The sequence below is a fragment of the Larkinella knui genome, from assembly GCF_003858645.1.
GTDB lineage: Bacteria > Bacteroidota > Bacteroidia > Cytophagales > Spirosomataceae > Larkinella > Larkinella knui.
In genome coordinates this window covers 1022307-1041426 of the sequence record NZ_RQJP01000003.1, presented here as the reverse complement: position 1 = coordinate 1041426, position 19120 = coordinate 1022307, and the positions used below count along the sequence as shown (strand labels likewise).

11 protein-coding genes are annotated in these 19120 nt (G+C 53.7%); 5 read left to right on the top strand and 6 right to left on the bottom strand.

Annotated features, from left to right (window positions below; all coding sequences use genetic code 11):
• The first annotated feature begins 86 nt into the window (after positions 1 to 86).
• Genes EHT87_RS18220 through EHT87_RS18210 form a run of 3 tightly spaced genes read left to right on the top strand, consistent with a single transcriptional unit; the run spans position 87 to position 2936 of the window.
• Positions 87 to 1187 carry a serine hydrolase domain-containing protein gene (locus tag EHT87_RS18220; RefSeq protein ID WP_124908069.1) on the top strand — a complete coding sequence of 367 codons (1101 nt, stop codon included), beginning with the start codon at positions 87 to 89 and terminating at the stop codon, positions 1185 to 1187.
• Entirely contained in the window at positions 1184 to 2266 is a 1083-nt protein-coding gene (locus tag EHT87_RS18215; protein ID WP_124908068.1) for a sensor histidine kinase, read from the top strand. Before EHT87_RS18220 ends, EHT87_RS18215 begins: the two co-directional genes overlap by 4 nt.
• Positions 2247 to 2936: a LytR/AlgR family response regulator transcription factor gene (locus EHT87_RS18210; RefSeq protein WP_124908067.1), complete on the top strand. Its 690-nt coding sequence runs from the start codon at positions 2247 to 2249 to the stop codon at positions 2934 to 2936. The genes EHT87_RS18215 and EHT87_RS18210 overlap by 20 nt, the downstream gene beginning before the upstream one ends.
• Positions 2937 to 3019: 83 nt before the next feature.
• Here the strand turns inward: EHT87_RS18210 and EHT87_RS18205 are convergent, their stop codons facing one another.
• Positions 3020 to 6241 (bottom strand): CotH kinase family protein, encoded by a 3222-nt coding sequence (locus tag EHT87_RS18205; protein WP_124908066.1) that lies wholly within the window; start codon positions 6239 to 6241, stop codon positions 3020 to 3022.
• A 349-nt stretch (positions 6242 to 6590) separates the two neighbouring features.
• Between EHT87_RS18205 and EHT87_RS18200 the strand changes: the two genes are divergently transcribed.
• A complete protein-coding gene (locus tag EHT87_RS18200) occupies positions 6591 to 7562 on the top strand; it encodes an aldo/keto reductase (RefSeq protein ID WP_124908065.1) in 972 nt (323 codons plus the stop codon).
• Positions 7563 to 7606: 44 nt separating this feature from the next.
• The gene (locus EHT87_RS18195; protein ID WP_124908064.1) at positions 7607 to 8410 is read left to right on the top strand and encodes a helix-turn-helix domain-containing protein; all 804 of its coding nucleotides are present in this window, start codon (positions 7607 to 7609) and stop codon (positions 8408 to 8410) included.
• 123 nt (positions 8411 to 8533) lie between these two features.
• Here the strand turns inward: EHT87_RS18195 and EHT87_RS18190 are convergent, their stop codons facing one another.
• The 5 genes from EHT87_RS18190 to EHT87_RS18170 all read right to left on the bottom strand — a co-directional run bounded on the left by EHT87_RS18190 (position 8534) and on the right by EHT87_RS18170 (position 19103).
• Positions 8534 to 9538, bottom strand: a complete 1005-nt coding sequence (locus tag EHT87_RS18190; RefSeq protein ID WP_124908063.1) for a c-type cytochrome — start codon at positions 9536 to 9538, stop codon at positions 8534 to 8536.
• 183 nt (positions 9539 to 9721) lie between these two features.
• Positions 9722 to 10789, bottom strand: a complete 1068-nt coding sequence (locus tag EHT87_RS18185) for a PLP-dependent cysteine synthase family protein (protein ID WP_124908062.1) — start codon at positions 10787 to 10789, stop codon at positions 9722 to 9724.
• Between the two features lie 57 nt (positions 10790 to 10846).
• A complete protein-coding gene (locus EHT87_RS18180) occupies positions 10847 to 11098 on the bottom strand; it encodes a hypothetical protein (RefSeq protein ID WP_124908061.1) in 252 nt (83 codons plus the stop codon).
• Positions 11099 to 11252: 154 nt separating this feature from the next.
• The gene (locus EHT87_RS18175; RefSeq protein WP_124908060.1) at positions 11253 to 15254 is read right to left on the bottom strand and encodes a hybrid sensor histidine kinase/response regulator transcription factor; all 4002 of its coding nucleotides are present in this window, start codon (positions 15252 to 15254) and stop codon (positions 11253 to 11255) included.
• A gap of 426 nt (positions 15255 to 15680) precedes the next feature.
• Complete coding sequence (locus tag EHT87_RS18170; protein ID WP_124908059.1) at positions 15681 to 19103, bottom strand: DUF7133 domain-containing protein; 3423 nt, start codon at positions 19101 to 19103, stop codon at positions 15681 to 15683.
• Positions 19104 to 19120 lie beyond the last annotated feature (17 nt).

Sequence of the window (19120 nt, the reverse complement as noted above, 5' to 3'; positions counted from 1 at the left end):
AAGTTGCCCCGGTTGGCAGAACTATTTTTGAGCCGGGGCGGAGTTGATCCAATTTTGATGCAAGTTTAAATCAGACTTCGTGCATCATGAAAAAACTCCTTTCCATTGCCTTCCTCTTTTATTTCCATCCGGTTTGGGGGCAACCCGGCGGACCGATCAAAGACAGAGCCTATCGCCAGGCCATTCAGTGGGCCGAACGGTTTGTCGATTCGCTACGAACCCGGCAGGACATTCCGGGCCTTTCGGTTAGTGTCGGTACGGCTGATAAAATCCTGTGGGCGGAAGGGTTCGGCTATGCCGATCTGGAAGCGCGTCTACCCGTAACGATCGGTACGAAGTTTCGGATGGGTTCGGTCTCTAAATCAATCACTTCACTGGCGATCGGCAAACTGGTTGAAGACCGTAAACTGGACCTCGACGCGCCGGTTCAGCAGTATGTGCCGGGGTTTCCGCCGAAAAAATACCCGTTCACCAGCCGTCAGCTGGCGACGCACACGGCCGGGATTCGGCATTACGGAAACAACGATCCGTTGAGCTGCCCAAAGCGGTATTCGAGTGTGCAGGAGGGGCTGTCGATCTTTGATCAGGACAGCCTTCTGTTCAAACCGGGTACGGCTTATAACTATTCCACTTACGGCTATTCATTGTTGAGTGCGGTGATCGAAGGCGCGAGTCATACCGATTATTTGTCGTACATGCAGACGGCGGTATTTGCTCCGCTTCGGATGACCGATACCGGCGCGGATTACAGCGACAGCATCGTGGCGAACCGGGTGCGGTTTTACGAGCATCAGAACAAGAAACTGGTCAATGCTGCGCCGGTGGACAACAGTTATAAGTGGGCCGGTGGCGGTCTTTTGTCAACACCCGTCGATCTGGTGAAACTGGGCGAAGGTTTGCTGAAAAATACGTTGCTTCGGAAAGAAACCGTAACGTTGTTGTTGACGCCCCAGCTTCTGCTCGACGGCAAGAACACGCAGTACGGTTTGGGATGGCGAATCGGCACCGATCGCCAGGGGCGGAAGATTATTCACCACGGCGGGCTGATCGACGGCGGCCGCACCTTCCTGATCCTGTATCCGGACAACGATCTGATCGTGGCCATTACTGCCAACATGAGTGGAGTGAGCATCAATCTGCCCGAAGTGGAAACCATTGCCGGTTATTTTTTTAGTGTCAAGCGATGAAAAAAACGACGGTTATTCTGTTGCACGTTGGTTACTGGATGCTGTACGCATTGGTAGTTTCTTTGCTGTTTGTGCTGTCCAGCGAGGAGCCCGAACAGGCATTCAAAGATTGGGACGACTGGCTGATCATGCTGGCAATTTCGTTACTAACCGGGTTCATCAGTTTTTATTCCTTTTATGCATGGCTGGTTCCCAACTATCTGACAACCCGAAGGATACAGAAATTTATCAGTTGGGGTCTGGTGGTTACGATCGCCGTAACCGGGGGAATCATTGCGCTGATTGCAGTGGCGCTCTCGCTGCTGATGTCGGTGGTCTTCGAGAATTTTTTCCTCATCCTGCTTTCCGCTAAGGACCTGCAAATTCTATTTATCGTATTTGCGTTGATTTCGCTGGTCAACGGCATATTGGGCACCACCATCCGGGGTTTCATCACCTGGTATACCGACATTCACGTCCGGGAAACGCTGGAAAACAAGGCATTGCGTATGGAACTGGCCCTGCTGAAAGCCCAGATCAATCCCCATTTTCTGTTCAATACCTTGAATAACATCGACATTCTGATTGAACACGATGCGCCGAGGGCGTCGATGTACCTGAACAAACTGTCTGATTTACTGCGGTTTGTGCTTTACGAGACCCAGGCTGATCAGATTCCGCTGGCGCAGGAACTGGAATACATCCAGAAGTACATCGACCTGCAGAAAATCCGGACCACCAACGACCAGTATGTAACCTTGCAAATTGAAGGGTCGGCCGACGGCTTGATGATTGCGCCGATGGTTTTTGTGCCGTACCTTGAAAATGCGTTCAAATATGCGACCAACAAGAAGGTCAGCGACGCCATCCGCATTCACTTCGTGATTGACGAAACCCAAATCCGGTTTCAGTGTATCAACCTGATCGACAAGGCGAAAACCGGGCCCGATAGTCAAGGTGGGTTAGGTAATGAGTTGATTCGGCAGCGGTTAGCACTGGTATACCGGGAAACGTATAGCCTGACAGTTCAGGTCACTGACGACCACTATTCAGTTACTCTGTTGTTACCCGTAAAAACGCATGAACTGTCTCCTCATTGAAGATGAACCTTTGGCGATGTTACGACTCCGGGAGTACGTGCAACGAATCCCGTTTCTAACGTTGAGCTACGCCGTTGACAACGGCCTGGAAGCGATTCCAATTCTGCAGCGGGAGACGATCGATCTGGTATTTCTGGATATCGAAATGGATGGTTTTTCGGGCCTCCAGTTGCTGGAAGCCCTGCCGAAACGCCCCGCCGTGATCCTGACCACTGCTTTCGATCAATATGCCCTGAAAGCCTTTGACTTACAGGTGGTCGATTACTTAGTAAAACCGTATACGTTCGACCGGTTTTTGCAGGCCGTGACCCGCGCTCAGGACGGGTTGAAAACCGGTCAGCGGGAAAACCGCAATCCGTTTCTGTTCGTAAAAACCGAATACCGACTCCAGAAAGTCGCCTTCGATGACATTCTGTACATTGAAGGCATGCGCGATTATCGGCGCATTTATGCCGGTGACGAAAAAATCATGACCCTGGAAACCTTCGGTGATCTGGAGCAGCAATTGCCCCCGCAGCGGTTCTGCCGGGTTCATAAATCCTGGCTGGTGGCGCTGGATAAAATCGAATCCATCGAGCGCGACCGGATCAAAATTCGGCAGGCCCTCATTCCGGTTTCGGAAACCTACCGGGAACGGTTTTACCGGCTGATCGGGCGGTCTGCCAATTAAGTTTCGGCGAAAACGCCTGCGGTTCATAGGCAAAAACCCTGGTTGCCCACCGGCAACCAGGGTTTTTGAATGCGTTGAAGCGATTAGCGGGTAACCAGGATTTTTTTTGTGCGGAGCTGCTGCCCCTGCCGAAGCACCACCACATACGTACCTCGCGCTCCTGATAGTCGCACTTTTTGCCGTTGCTGCCCGATGCCGTCCAGAGTCTGCTTATACCACGACCGCCCTAATTCGTCGACTACCGACAACTCGCTGGTAGTCCGGGTGGCCGTATAAAAAAGCACTTCAAATTCTCCGTCGGTTGGATTAGGCGTCACCCGCAGGTCGGGTTCGTTGTCCACCGACGCGCCCAGCCGGCTATTGGGGGCACAGTTCAGCGGCTTGGGAGCCTGTTTCAGAACATAGGTGCTGCCCTGCACTTTGGCGCTAATCTGAACGGTTTGCCCGGTTTTTACCGTAGCAGGGGTAATGAAGTTATAAACGTGGTTTCCGTTGCCTTTTCCGGCATCCTTTATATCCTGCCGGAAGATGTCGGCCCGGGTCGTTCCAATCGACTGGCCATCGGCAAAAAACTCGACCATAAACGACTCATTGGGTTTATTGCGATCCCAGACCCAACCCCGAATCGACGCGCACTCGACTTTATCGAGATAGCCCTCAAAGTTGCCGGTCACGTTGGCCGGCGGAGGGGTCGACTCGTCCGAAATGGTCAGTTGCACCGTCACCGTGCTGGCGCTGGTGCCGTCACTGGCGGTATAGGTCAGGCTCAGAACCGCGGTAGCAGTTGGTGTTCCGGCGATGGTCCGGGTAGCGGGTGTGAACGTGAGTTCATTGGGCAAGCCCGTCAGCATATACGTCAGCGAGGGCGAATCCGGGTCGGAAAAAGCCGGTAACGTAGCCGAAAAAGCCGCATTGACCCGGGCCGACAAGGCCGGAACCGTCGGTTTTACCGGCGGCTGGTTGGCCGGTGGGCCGGTGAAAACGCCCTGACAGGTCAGCTTTTTGGGGGAGTCTTTCAGGGTAAATCCGGCGCCGAGCACCCGGGCGCTAAAGGTATGTAATCGGTTGTCTTTCAACGTCTCCGGGATCCCAAACACAAAACCGTGATTTCCGTTCCCCTTGCCGCTATTCTTCAGATCCTGGCGGAAATAATCGGCAATGACGGTGGAAACCACCTGCTCATCAGCCAGAATTTCGACGTAAACGGGGGCATTGGGCTTCGTACGGTTCCAGACCCAGCCCCGCATGGAAGAACAATCGAGCCCGCCCATATAGCCTTCGTAATTACCCGGTAACGAACCGGATGAATACACTGTGATCTTGACGGGAGCCGACGGGTTACTTTCACAGCCAGCCGCCTGGCGGCATTTGGCGGTATACAGGCTGGTGGTTTCCGGACTGACGATCAGCGAATAACCGGTTTGCCCGGTGCTCCATACTACGGTTTGCGTGCATCCGCTGGCGGTAAGAACGGCCGACTGGCCTTCCGTCAGCTCCACCAGATTAGCACTGATCGACGGAGTGGCCGGTGTTCCCGAACAGGTGTTTGCGCCAACTTGTACGAACGCGGTGTACGTAAATTTGTCATCATCCGTTATGATTTTCAGCCGGTAGAACGCCAGCGGAGACGCGTCCTGGTGGTCAAAAGAATAAATCTGACCACTCTGGTCATCGCCGGTCGCCGGAACGGTCGCCAGTGAACTGAAATTGGTGCCATCCTGACTAAATTCTACGTCAAACGCTTTCAGGGCGGGTTCTTTGTGCGTAGACCAGTGTACCGTTTTTCCTTCGGTCACGGCCTCGGCCCGAACGTATTCGATTTCAAGGCTGGGGCCTTGTTCCGGAAAAAGCGCGAAATACTCATCCAGGAAATTCAGCCGCGTTTCGAGCCAGGAATTGACAACGGCCAGATCCGTGGTTTTAACGGTTCCCGCCCATTTCATCGTTTCCCGCTCATAAGCGCCTTCGGTGGTGAGCAGGTTATAATTGGCGCCAAGTTTATTTTTCAGCGCTTGGAGCGAAAAGTCGCTTTTCCGCAAGGCAAACCAGCGGCTGCGCATCTTGCTCTTGAAACCATCCGGATCGAGCGCTAGCAACCGCTCGAAAAGGCCATTGCTGTTGATAGACCGCGTATCGCCCGGACGTTCGTTGGTGGTGGTATACCCAAAGGTTCCGTCTAAATCCCAGGCAATCAGGAAGTAAGGCTGTCCCTCCTTGTACCGGGCCAGAAACTGGTTATTCCCAAAATTATCCGTAGCATTGAGCAGGTTGTGAAAAATAAAGTAGTCGATCAGGTTATCGAGCCTGAATTTTTGGGAAACCTTCGCTTTAAAATCGGCGCCCGATGACTGGGTTACAAACTTGGTCAGCTCATACAGATCGGTCCAGTAGGGGTCCGGGTAATCCATTTCCCATTCTGCCCAGGTTTCATCCGTGGGGTTAGCCGGTGGTGCTGGCAGCCCTATAAACCGGGTGGCGTCTGACCAGCCGCCGGATTTGTATAATTCTCCCCGGATCGTCCCATCGTCGGCCGTTTTTTTGAGTTTCAGCTGTTTGCGGTCCATGGGCTCCGTAAACAGATACACGCCCGCATAGGCATTATTGATAAAAACGTCGCAATACCGGGTTCGGATGGCCGATCTGGCGTCGGGTTCCTGAGCGGCATAATACACTTTGTGCATGTTCAGCCACAGATCATGCGAGGTGGCATTGTTGAGCCGGAGCGGTTCGTTATACATCGCCAGCAAATACCATTTACTGTCTTCCCGCATGTTCAACAACGACGTTTCCAGCTCTTCATTTCCGTCCGGATCTTTCCAGAGTTCCATATTATAGGATTTTTTCGGAAAGGTGCGCGAGATATTCCCCCGGATTCGAATGCCCATGGAAGACGTAAAGGGCTGATCGGAGCCGTTTGTGAGGGAAAACGTTCCCTTCGTTCGGTCGTCGGTGGTGCTGATGGTTTTGTTGCCCTGGGTCTTGATGTCAACGAGCGGGAAACTCGTGAAATACAATGTAAAGGTTGTATTTCCATTTTTTACTTTGTACGGTTTTCCGGTTTCAAAGGCGGTTACTGATTGCGTAAACGTGTAATCTTTGTCAAAACGGAGCGTCGGTAAGGACTGGCCCGCCGGGAATTCCGGTGGTTTATTACAGACAATTAACTTGAGGCTGTTGTCGATCTGATAGCGCCCGGATTCAATGGGAATTGGCTGGGCAGTGGCCGCTGTAAAACGGAGAAAAAAAAGAAAAAAGGTACACAACAGGCCATAGAATGGCCTAAGGGAGATAGACTTTTGTTTCATAACGTTAAGTTTTAGCTGAGTAAGATTACGGGTTCACCCGCGAAAATGAACATGCAATCGTTTAAACATACTAAATAGATATAATCAGATGCAAAATTTTCTGGTGTTATTTCAATTTTTATTGAGCAAGTCCCGCCCGGAATGGAATTTCCGCAACTTCTATGCGCTTGAAAGAACGAAACAGGCGGTTTTATGAAGGGGTTAAGTTTCTTGCTCTCGGTTTGCAAAAAGGGGTGTAAGCCAGGCCTGCGGGTATGAGCCATACAGACAAGTTATTTGAGCCGTAGAAGAAAGGGGCGAAGTGGTGCAACGCTGATCTTTGTGGTGTCAAATCATTAAACCAACAACGATGACAACGATACCAAAAATAAACCTCGGCAAAAATGGGCCACTCGTTTCAAAACTTGGATTAGGCTGTATGCGCATGTCATCCATTTGGGGCAGCCCGGTTCCTGAAGAAAGTGAAAGTATCGCTACCCTGCAAATGGCGCTCGATAACGGCATTAACTTTCTCAATACCGGTGACTTTTACGGAGCAGGTCATAACGAACTGCTGGTGGGGAAAGCCATTAAAGGCCGGCGGGACGACGCCTTTATCAGTGTCAAGTTTGGGGCCATATTCTATAACGGTCAACCAATTGGGATGGATCTGCGCCCTATCGCCATTAAAAACTTTATCAATTATTCGCTGGTACGCCTGGGTGTGGAAACCATCGATCTTTATCAGCCGTGCCGACTAAACAACAGTGTACCGGTGGAGGAGGTCATTGGAACGGTCGCCGACCTGATCAAAGAAGGCAAAGTGCGCTACCTGGGTGTTTCTGAAATCACGGCAGATCAACTGCGCAAAGCCAATAGCGTTCACCCGGTAACCGCTTTGGAAATCGGGTATTCGCTGGCCGACCGGCAAATCGAAAGTGACCTGCTGCCTACAGCTAAAGAACTGGGTATCGGCGTAGTGGCTTTTGCCAATACGGCCGAAGGGTTGCTTACCGGTGAAATGAAAGCGCCCCTTGCCGCGGATGCCTACCAAAACCATTTTCCGCGTTTTCAGGGAGAGAATCTCATCAGGAACCTGGAGAAAGTAGAGGTGTTAAAAAAGATGGCGGTTGAAAAAGGACTGACGCCGACCCAACTGGCGATTGCCTGGGTGAATGTGCAGGGCGATCATATCATGCCCCTGGTAAGCATGAGCCGCCGGACACGCCTGCCGCAAAACATACAGGCGATGGAGGTTCGGTTCAGTCCCGAAGAGCTGACGACCTTGAACACGCATTTTGCGCCCGGCACTATAGTTGGGGGGACCTACCTCGAGCGGTAATCGGCGGGGCTGCAAAAGCCCCGCTCCTTTTATACCTTTACACAATGACAAATCCGACTGAAATCATCCCGGGCGTTCTTTTTTATTCCTATTTCTCCTCGATGAGAAAGGATAAAGTGGCCTTTTTGGAGCATACGACCCTGGTGATGCAGGTTTCCGGTCGTTTTACCCTGGAAACGGCCAGCGAAAAATTCTCCATGGAACAGGGAGAGATGTTACTGATCCGAAAGAATCAGTTGGGAGAGATTACCAAAACACCGCTGGATGGTAAAGGTTACGAAACCATCGTCATTTGTCTGAAAGAAGAACTGCTCAGGCAGATTGCGCTGGAGGAGCGAATCGAAACAGGGAAAAAATATACCGGTCCGCCCACGTTGCTGGTTCCCGGAAATGATTTTCTGCACGCCTTCTTTCAATCCGTGATTCCCTATGTGCGTCATTCGGAGGAAAAAATAACGAACTCGGTAGGCCTGTTGAAAATAAAGGAAGCCGTCCATCTCCTGCTGTATACGATGCCCTATCTCGAAGAATTCCTGTTCGACTTTTCGGAACCGTATAAACTGGACCTGGAAAAATTCATGCTCAACAATTTTCAGTATAACCTGCCTATTGAAAAATTTGCCCGGCTTACGGGGCGAAGTCTGGCGGGGTTCAAGCGTGATTTCCAGAAGATATTCGGGATGGCACCCCGGCATTGGCTCCAGGAAAGAAGGCTCGCGGAAGCGCGGCATCTGATAGAAACCCGCAACAAGCGACCATCGGCAATCTACCTCGACCTGGGCTTTGAAAGCCTCTCTCATTTCTCGCATTCTTTTAAGCGAAAATTTGGCAAGGCGCCCACCGAATGATTTATGCCGGAACGATTGGCCAAAATGACCAGACAAAAGGAGGATTGTGCCATGGGTCGCATGGCCGATCCGAATCGTAAAAGGAGTTTCATCGGTGGAGTTGGGTGAGCGGGCTTTCAATCGTTAGCGGGCGGCTACTTCGTTTCCTTTGGGTGTAAATTTTACCACCGCATTTTTAACCGGAGCGACGGTTTTTAAATACGTATAAATTGCTCCCAGGTCCTGTTCATTCATGCCCGAATACATAATCCAGGGCATGATGGTGTTAAATTCGGGATGTTCGAGGCTCAACGGATGCTTGAAATTCGGCTGAGCGGCTGCCTGAAACCGGGCAATAAAAGCCGGTTTTGTCCAGCCACCAATACCGGATTCCGGGTCTGGGGTCAGATTGGCAGCCCGTACCGTTCCGGCAGGCATCGGAAACGACCGTCCTCCGGCGAAATCCATGCCCGGTAATTTTTGCCCTTTGTCGTCAACCGGCGTGTGGCATTCACCACAGCTCGCCAGTGTAACCAGATACTTTCCATACGCCACGGAGTCTGTCGGGGCTGGCCGTTTGCTGCCTTCCGTCCTGGCCGGAATCGTATTGATGATAAAATTCATTGGAAAATCCGATTCCGGGGCCGGAATCGCGTTGTTCTCAATGGGCTTGAGCGATCGCACGTAGGCGATAATGGCCTTAATGTCTTCCGGATCGGCCTGCCCGAAATTGCCGTAAGGCATAACCGGGAATAAGGCGCGTCCATCTTTGGAAACCCCGGCCGTAATGGCGCGGTAGATTTCGCCGTCGGTCCAATCCTTCAAATGGGCGGGGGTGATGTTTCGGGCGAAGTAAAGCCCCGGAAAGCCCATTTCGCGGGTAAAAGCTTCTCCGCCCTTGCCTTCCGTGCCGGCCACCACCGGGCCGCTGGAGATTTTCCAATCCCGCTCCGAATGGCAGTCGATACAAACGGCAACATTTGTGGCCAGGTATTTTCCCCGGGCAATCTGGGCAGAGTCGGCCTGGACGGTCAATTCAGGGGGCGGGCCCACATTGGGCAGTGCGAGTTTGACGTAACTGAGACCACCAACAACCAGAAGAACAAGGACGCCAACGATAAGGGCCAGGATGCGTATTACTTTTTTCATGCTATAGTTACTGGAACAGGTTTCTATTCCCGGACCTCAAGGCTTTGGGCGGCAGGAATACGTGGTTGATAAAATCAGGTAATCGGGCAAAAGTTTTGTCACCATGGCGGAAGTAATCAGGCCGGTCGGCCTTAGCAACCGGACTGGTAATGAGGAGAATATGACCCGCCAAGGGGGCCATTACTAAAACAAACCGGTCATGCCGGCGGGCAATCGGCCAATCGGGTGATAATCTGTAAACTTGATACTGGGGGCGATGTACTCCGGTTTGATCGGTTCTTCCCGAACCAGGTCGGTGCTTAGGTATTTTTTATTGCTATCACACAGAATCGTCACGATGTGGGCATCGGGGCCCATTTCCCGTTGTAAACGGATCGCACCGAGCAGGTTGGCTCCCGACGAAATACCCACCGCTACTCCCAGCTGCCGGGCCAGTTTCTGGGCCATTAAGATGGCGTCGCCATCGTTGGCCTGCACAACCCGGTCCAATTCATTTAGCTTAAGAATGCCGGGGATGAACTCATCAAAAAAGCCCTGAATCCGGTGCGTTCCCGTTTTGTACCCAACCGATAGCGTTGGTGATTCGGCGGGTTCGATCGGATGAATACGAACAGCTGGGTTGCGGGATTTGAGATACCGGCCTACGCCCATCACCGTACCACCCGTACCGACTCCGGTCACAAAGGCATCCGGTATCACATCGACACTCTGGAGTTGCAGCCAGATTTCTTTGCCCGTTGTCAGGCGGTGCACCTCGGCGTTGTTTTGATTCTCAAACTGACGGGGCAGAAACACACACGGGTCGGTGGCGGCCAACTCTTCCGCGCGCTGAATAGCGCCCATAAAACCGCCTTCTTCTTTGGTAAACAGCTCAATGTCTGCCCCCATACTCCGAATGATCGCAATCCGTTCCTGGCTAATACCGGCGGGCATGATAATCGTAACGGGGTGGCCCAGGGCCCGACCTATGGCCGCGAAGGCAATACCCGTACAGCCGCTGGTGGCTTCAACAATGCGGTCGCCCGGGCGGATATCACCGTCACGGTAGGCCTGATGCAAAATATGAAGCGCCATTCGGTCTTTCATGCTGCCGGTCAGGTTGTAATTCTCACATTTTACATAGAGCGAACGGGGCTGCCCCTGATCCGTATAGAATAATTCCAGCATGGGCGTGTTACCGACCAAATTCCAGAGTTGGTTAAACTTCTTCTCGACGATTGGCGTCAGGGCGGTTTCTAGCGATAAAATCATGGGAGTTGAGCTTTTTTCAGACAGAACAAAGAAAAATTGAACCCGGAAAGGGGGCCCCTAGGCCCGGCTTTTCACACGCAGCAAGGAGTGGTATTCCTTCGTCAAATTGTGCATGCCCCGGGCCATCGGCAACCCATCGAAAGCGTCTACGGGCAGGTCAATGCGAGTGCCATCGTCATCCAGCAGAAAGGCGGAGGATAGGACGTTGCCAACGGCAATAAAACCGTTCAATACGTCCATGAGTGTTTCCAGATCGGCACTACAAACACAGGGGCTATCGGAAGCCTCAAGGAAAAAATAAAGGATCATGGCATCAGAAAGTTAGGGTTGACAGTCAGTCACAAACCTACTGGAAGAAACAGAAATGGACGATAACGCCTGTTCCAAATACCATAACGAATAGTCCAGATCGGTTACAAATCGGTCAAAGGGGATGAACTAGCTAACCAGACGGGCAAGGTGATCAGGAGTGGGCGGCAAATTCGCGCGGGGTGAGCTGGTAGAGTTCGCGGAAGCATTTACTGAAGTAAGCGGGACTCTCGAACCCCACATCATAGGCGGTTTGGTTCACGCTCTGGCCTGCCCGCAGCAGTTGGGTCGCCCGCTTGAGCCGGTAGTTCCGCAGCAGATCGTTGGCCGACAGATCCGTCAACGCTTTTACCTTCCGAAACAGGGTGGTCCGGCTCAGGCCCAGTTCCAGCATCATCTGCTCAATGCCAAACCGGGGGTCGCTCAGATTCGCATCCAGCAACTCATACAGACGGGTCAGAAACGGGTCTTCCGGTTCCGTAGGTGGTGGGGTTGCCGCCGGACTGGGCGTGGTCAGACTGGCCCGCACCCACTCACGGTGCCGGAGTTTGCTCATCAGTTGGTTGCGAACCCGAAACTGGAGCTCGGCCACCTGAAACGGTTTGGTCAGGTAGTCATCGGCACCTAGCGACAAGCCTTCGAGCCGACTGTCGACGGCGGCTTTGGCCGTCAGCAGAATCACCGGGATATGACTGGTGCGCAGGTCGGTTTTCAGCTGGCCACAAAGCGTCAGACCATCCATACCGGGCATCATCACATCCGAAATAATCAGGTCCGGCAGGTACTCCAGCGCCTGTTCCAGTCCATCGAGTCCGTTGACGGCTTTGCGAATGCGGTAGTGTTCGGGTAAGCTGTCGGCGATAAACTGAGCCAGCTCCTGATGGTCTTCCACGATCAGCACCCGGGGTTCGATGGACTCGTCGGCGGCTAGCCAGGCATCCGGGTCAAATTTCCGGTGGCTGGTGATGGGGTCGGGAGCGGGCTCCTGGGCCTTTCGATACGGCAGCGTGACCACAAACGTCGTGCCCTGGTTGGGCTGGCTTTCGACCCAAACCTGTCCGCCCTGCAACCGAACCAGTTCCTGAACCAGCACCAGACCGATGCCTGTTCCCGGGGTGGCATTGGTGTTATTGACCTGATAAAAGCGGTCGAAAATATGCGGCAGATGCTGGGCCGGTATGCCAATGCCCGTATCGGCAACCGACAGCCTGATTTGCCCCGAAGCGGTTTCTACCGATACCCGAATGGAACCGGTTTTTGTGAATTTTACGGCGTTGGAAGCCAGATTGTAGACAATTCGTTCGAGCTTTTCGGCATCGAACCAATAGTCTCCCGTGACTTCGGAATGAAACTCCAGGCTAAGTCCCCGGCTCGATACCTGATCACGAAAAGGTTCTAACCAGTGCCGGATGAATTCGGTCAGGTCTCCTCTCGACTCGTTGACGGGCATGACGCTGGCTTCCAGTTTGGACAGATCCAGCAGTTGATTGATCAGCCTCAGGAGTTGCCGGGCATTCTGTTCAATGGTTTGTAATAAGCGTCGACGGTTTGCCGGCTCCGTATCGTGGCTCATGAGCTGTTCGGTTGGCCCCAGGATCAGCGTCAACGGCGTCCGAAACTCGTGAGTGATGTTGGTAAAGAAGTTGGTTTTAATCGCATCGACGGCCCGAAGCTGGTCGGATTCCTTCTGCCGGAGTTGAATGGTCTGCTTTAACTGGAGCCGATTCAGGTAAATCTGGAGCAGGACCCAGGCCAGTCCCAAACCGATCAGGATATAGAAGCCCACCGCCCACCAGGTGGCCCAGAAGGGGGGGCGGATCGTAATCGTCAGGTTGCGCACATGCCGACTCCAGTGGCCCGAGGTGTTGGAAGCATTCACCATCAGCACGTACTCCCCCGCCGGCAGGTTCGTATAAATAGCCTCGGGCCGGTCAACCTGCTTCCAGCCTTTTTCCAGTCCTTTTAACCGGTATCGGTACCGATTTTTGCTGGGTTGATTGAATTGCAGGGCCGCAAACTGAACCGTCAGGTAATTCTGATTATGCGCTAACGTAAGCTGATCCGTGGCCTGAATGGGTAGCGTTCCCAGAACGGATGTTTCCCGGGCCGACCGGTGAGCCGACGGCGTGGTGGCCGTGTCCGGAAGATCAGGCTGAATGAGCTGGTTGTTGATTTGCAGCTCGGTCAGCTCAACGCGGGGTTCAAATTTGTCCTGACCGACCTGGCGAGGATTGAACAGGGTGAACCCTTCCAGGCCGCCCATCACCAGGTTGCCGTCCGGAAACCGGGCGTAGTGGTTGCGGTTAAACTCATCGGCCATGATGCCGTCGTCCCGCGTAAAGGTCTGGGTGGTAAAGGTCCGGCGATTCATCCGGCATAACCCTTTGTTGGTGCCCAGCCATACATACCCGTCGGGGTCGGGCAGGGCCGAGTAAATGACATTGTTGGGCAGCCCATTGGCCTGGGTAAACCGGCGAAACTGCCCCGTTCGTTTATCAAACAGGCACAACCCACTGCCAAAAGTGCCGATCCACAGCCGGTTAGCGTCGGCGGGATCGGCCGACAGGCAGTACAACGAATTGCTGCTTAACGAGGTTGCGTCGCCGGGGCGGTTGACATAGTGCCGGACTTGCCCCGTCTGTCGGTTAACCTGGTATAACCCATTGGTCTGGCTGGCCAGCCAAAGGGCCTGCTCATCGGCCACCACTTCCGTGATTCTATCGTCAGGGCGAAAAGAAATCGGGTATTGGAACCGGGTCCATTGCTTTCTAATCTCATCAAACCAGAAAGCGGATGAACCGTAGATGGCCCAAACGTGGCCCTGCGAATCGGTCGTCATTGGACAAGGAACGGAAACCGCCGTTTCCCACCGAAAGGAAATCGGCAGCGGGAAATGCTCCGTCTGGCCCGTTTCCCGATCCAGCCGGTAGAGATCCGAAGTGCCGACGTTAAACCAGAAGCGGCCCGCCCCATCGAAGGCCGATCGGAAATTATAGCTGCTCAAACCGCGCAAGGTGGCTTGTGCCGCCGGAGAAACGGGGGGCAGCCCCAGCGAATCGTTGGTCAGCAGATCCTGATAAAAGCTCTGGTGGTAGGGGCGTTTCCGAAAGGGATTTGGCTGTAGATCGTAGGTACGGATACCCGCCCCCACCGTACCGACCCATAAGACGTTGGTTCGATCGATGAGCAGCGTGCGGCACGCATCGTTGGGCTTCTCCCAGTGGGTCAAGACCTGGATGCCCTGCTGATCCGTAAACCGAAACAGATTATTATTCTGCTGGAAATAAACCGTTCCCTGCTGGTCGATTGCGACGTGAGCAACAGCCAGTTCGTTTGCCGGCAGCGGCAATCGGTAGGAACGCATCTGGCCCGTTTGGGGGTGTAGGAGGGTGAGGTAGTGCTGGGAAAAAAACATGAGTTCTCCCGTTGGCCGGCAACGTATGGCGGATAACCCATTCTCTGGGATGGAGTGAGGATTGCCCGGCTGGTGCCGCAGGTGGGTAAAACTGAGGGTAGCTTCCTCAAAGCGATTTAGACCATTCGTTGTAGCCAGCCAAATCGTCCCATTCGCGTCTTCCGACACATCGTACACGCCATCAGCACTAATGGATGTGGCTACCTGGGGTTGGTGACGAAACCAGTGTCCCTGTTTTTTGTTGACATCCCAGCAAATGATACCCTGACCATTCCTTAGCCAGAGTCGATCCTTTCGATCAATGAATAAAGTAAATCCGATACCGGGTTTGACCAGTCGGCGAAAAGCGGCTTGCCGGGAAAAATTGGTAAAGGTTTCGGTGCGCGGGTCGAAGATATCAATGTCCTTGCGCTCGGAAACCACCCAGATGCGTCCGTGCCGGTCCAGTTCGATTTGGTCCAGCCCGACAAAGGAGAGTGAGGGACGCCCGTCGGGGTCGGGCTGAAAGACTTTGAACCGCTGGCCGTCGTAGCGGCAGAGTCCGTCGCGGGTAGCAGCCCAGATAAATCCTTGCCTGTCCTGAACAATTGAGGGGACAAAGGCCTGCGGTAGTCCCTGCCGATCGGTGATCTCTCCGGGTTGGGGAAGGCGAAAAGACTGCGCCCCCAGCCAGCCGGATGTGGTCAGCAGACTGAGCAGAAAGACGGAAATTCGAACGAACGACGGTATAGGAACAGGCAAAATAAGTGACAGAGTCGGGCTTACTTATTAAAGTAGAAACATCTATTGGTTTACTGATTGAATACAGACAAAGTTTCAACTGTTTTTGAGTGAAAGCCCTGAAAGGATGGGCTTTCACTCAAAAACCTTGTTGACTTTAACCGGAACGATTTAAAAATGTTTCTGGAAAATCAGGTCACAGGCCGCAGATTTGCTTCTTTTCGCAAGAGCCATTACTCCAGACGGCCTTTTTGCGTCGGGTCGTAAGGCTTTTCTCGCTCCTGGTTGGGGTGCAGCGTTGCAGGGCGGACAAGGCGGCCGAAGGAAGATAAGATAGGAATTTGATGTACGGGTTGGCCATAACCTAAAAGCTGTTCCTTCCTTTCTAAATATCGAAAGGAAGGAACAGCTTCTTGGATTTTATAAAGGGACTGAGATAGCCGTCCCTTATTTTTTTAGACTCGCCAGAAACTCGACCACATCCCGGATTTCGCGTTTGGACAGGATGTAGCCCATGGGCGGCATGCTAGAGGGTAGATTTTCCCGCTTTTCGATGCGCGTCAGCGGCACTTTCAATGGTTCGGCTTCGGAGGTTTTCAGGACTAATTCGTGCTCCGTTTCTTCAGAAAGAATACCGCTGACGGTTTGTCCGTCTTTCAGGGTGAGCGAAACCATCCCGAATCCGGGCGAAAGCCGGGCGCTCGGCTCGATCAGCGCCTGCAACAACTGCTCCCGGGTTAAGGTGCTCCCGATGTGCGTCAGCGACGGCCCGACGGCTCCGCCCTGTCCGCCAATGGCGTGGCAGCGAACGCATTGCGCGTTGGCATTGGTGTTGAAGATCCGTCGACCCATCTGCGCATTTCCACCAAAAAGAGCATCCTGATATTCTGCCATTCCGCTTCCGGTCGACCGCAACGGGGCCAGTTTAGCAATCAATGTCGCCGATTTGGTGGAATCGACGGCTTCGCCGAGTTCCAGTGCCAAACTCGCCGGTAATTGCTTGCTGACCATTTTATCGATCACACTCGCCAAAATCGGTTCGGTTTTCGCCACCGGCATACCGCCCAGAACCCGCAGCAATTGCTGTTGTTCCCGCACGGTGCCCTTCTCAAAAATGGCCTTCGCTACGTCAGAAAGGGCTTCCGGCGACAGATTCAGGCCACTCACCAGCCCCAGCGCCGTCGTGCGAACATCCGCATCCGGATCGTTCATGCCTTTTTTGATCACCGTTTCAATCTGCGGGTATTTCAACTGATGCAAAGCCGTCAACATCGCCGACCGCACCTCGGTCGACTTGCTTTCGTCCATGATTTTTGCCAGGCTGGCGGCTTTGTCCGAAATGCCTAAGTTGCTCATCATCTGCGCCGTAGCGATTAAAACCGTCGGGTCTGAGTTGCGCAGCAACTCATCGATCTGCGGTTCAATTTTGCTCTTGACAACCGCCGGATTCCGTTGAATAATACCCCGATACCGTCCGTCGACGCGGTCGAGCGGAGACGGATTCGCCCAGGTACCAAGCGTGGTCAAGGCTTCGGCCCGCAGTTCTTTGTCCACATCCTGGCGTTTGGTGAAGGCAATCAGCGTATTCAACTGTTCGTCACCCCCAACCCGCAGACAGGCATTGATGGCCCGGCGCAGCAGCGGTTCGGACGTAAACCGGTTTTCGTTCAAGGTCGCGGCTAGGGCCGGTAAGGCTTTTTCAATGGACAAATCGTCGTTGATGGCCCGGGCGGCTTCCGCAACGATGTATTCGTCTTTGTCCTGTAAAAATACCGCCACTTTTTCGCTGCCCAATCTCCGCAACACCAGAACGGCCGCCAGCCGCAGGGATTTGTTGGGGTTATTGGCCAGGGCAGCCAGCGGTTCCACCTGCCCAATGCGCGACAGGGCCAGCACGGCGGCATGGCGCAGATAAACATCTTCGTCGTTGTTGGCCTTAATCAGGTTCAGCAGGGGCTCGACGGCGGGCTGGTACTTGATCCGGCCGAGTGCCTGAGCGCCAAAAAACTTCACCCGCGGGTTCTGACTCGTCAGCAGCGGAATCAGCAGCGGACCCGCTTCGGGAGCGGCCGCGTCGCCGAGAACTTTGGCGGTTTGGGCCACGATTTCCAGATCAGCATCCTTGAGCAAAGGGAGCAAAGACGCCGTGTAGGATTTGTCCTGCCGTTCGAGTTGCCCGATGCCCCAAATGCCGTGAATGCGAGCGAGTTGGTTGCCGGTTTGGGCGATGGCTTTCTGTAAAACCGCAGATCCTTTGGCTCCGCGTTTCACCAGTTCAAACTGGGATTTTTGCCGGATGCGCATGTCGGGATTCGACAGAAGCGACAACAGCATGTCTTCGGTCTGGGTCCCGTAATTCAAAACCATCAGCCGTTTGGTTTCGGCCCGCAGGGTTTTCAGGTCATTTTTGTCGTCCGTTACATCCAGTTTCCAGACCCGTCCGTAATTTTTGGTATCCCAGCCGTTGATCCAGTCGGCAATGTACAGGGCACCGTCGGGGCCGAACCGAATACCGGTTGGCAGAATACCGTTCAGGATATTTTTCTCCCCATCGAGCACAAACGAAGCACCCTTGGGTTTCAGGCCGAACGACCAGATGGGCGACCGGGCGGGGTTTCCCACAAATTCGACCAGGAAAAATTTGTTTTTCCACGCCGAACCCAGGGCCGTGCCGGGGTTGTAGACCATACCGGTCGGGCCGTTGTGGAAGTTCTGAATCGGCGGAATGATGTAAGCCGCCTGTCCTTCCCAGCGGGGCTTGTAAAGTTTTTCATCCATCCAGACTTTGTAGCTGTTGTTTTTCGGGTCGGTGTATTTGCCGTACTGCCAGTTGGACCGCCAGCCCGCATCCGATCCTTCGACAACGTGCACCAGCCGCTCGCTTTCGCCGGGGTGATCGCCGTCGTTATCCGAACTGATCAGGTTGCCGTATTCGTCAAAAACGAATTCGTGGGTATTGCGCAAACCGCCCGCAAACACTTCAAAATCAGTGCCATCCGGGTTCGAGCGGGCGATGATTCCCTCGTTGGGCCGCTTGTGGTTGACCCCTTCGGCGGTGGTGATGTTGGCACCGATGTCACCGATGTTCCAGTAAATCTTGCCATCCGGTCCTTCAATCGGGTTCGACATGCCGTGGCCGCTAAAACCGATGTGAACCCCGTAGCCGTGGCTAATGGACGTTTTCTGATCCATAATCCCGTCGCCGTTGGTATCCTTCAAGCGCCACATGTCCGGAGCGATGGCGACAAAAGCGTCTTCGGCCCGGATCAGCAACCCGCCGGCAACGTCGGAAACTTCTTCGAAGAAATCGCTCAGAATCCGGGTGGCTTTGTCGGCAATGCCGTCGCCGGTGGTGTCTTCCAGCCGCCAGACTTCGTCTTTTTCAACGGCCAGGTCTTTCCAGTCGTGGCTGCCGTCGCCGTTGAGGTCTTTCAGCCACTGGTTTTCCTTGCTTTTTTCCGGCGCGAAGGTACTGCGCAAAAAAGCCCGGCGGTCTTCAACCGATTGCAGGGCAATGGACGGCGTCATCCACTGGCGGTAGCCGCGAATGTCGAATTCGGAGTTTTTCTGGCGGTTGGTCCGGGTCAGATACACCCGTCCCTGATCATCGATGGACATGGCCACCGGATCGGGCGCCAGCGAATCCGAGGCCCACAGGTCCAGTTTGAGTCCATCGGCCAGTTTGACTACGGTATTGTCCCGAATTTCCTTGGCGCGGGTTTGGGCCGTTGCCGGATCTTCTTTCACCACCAGCGGTGCACTGGCGGTTTTGGACGAACCGGTCGGCGTCATTTTCATACAGGAAACCACCGCAACGGCGAAAAGGCCCGAAAGGAGCAGTGGTGTTCGAACGCGTTTAATTGGGGTCATTGAGTAATAGCCTTTAA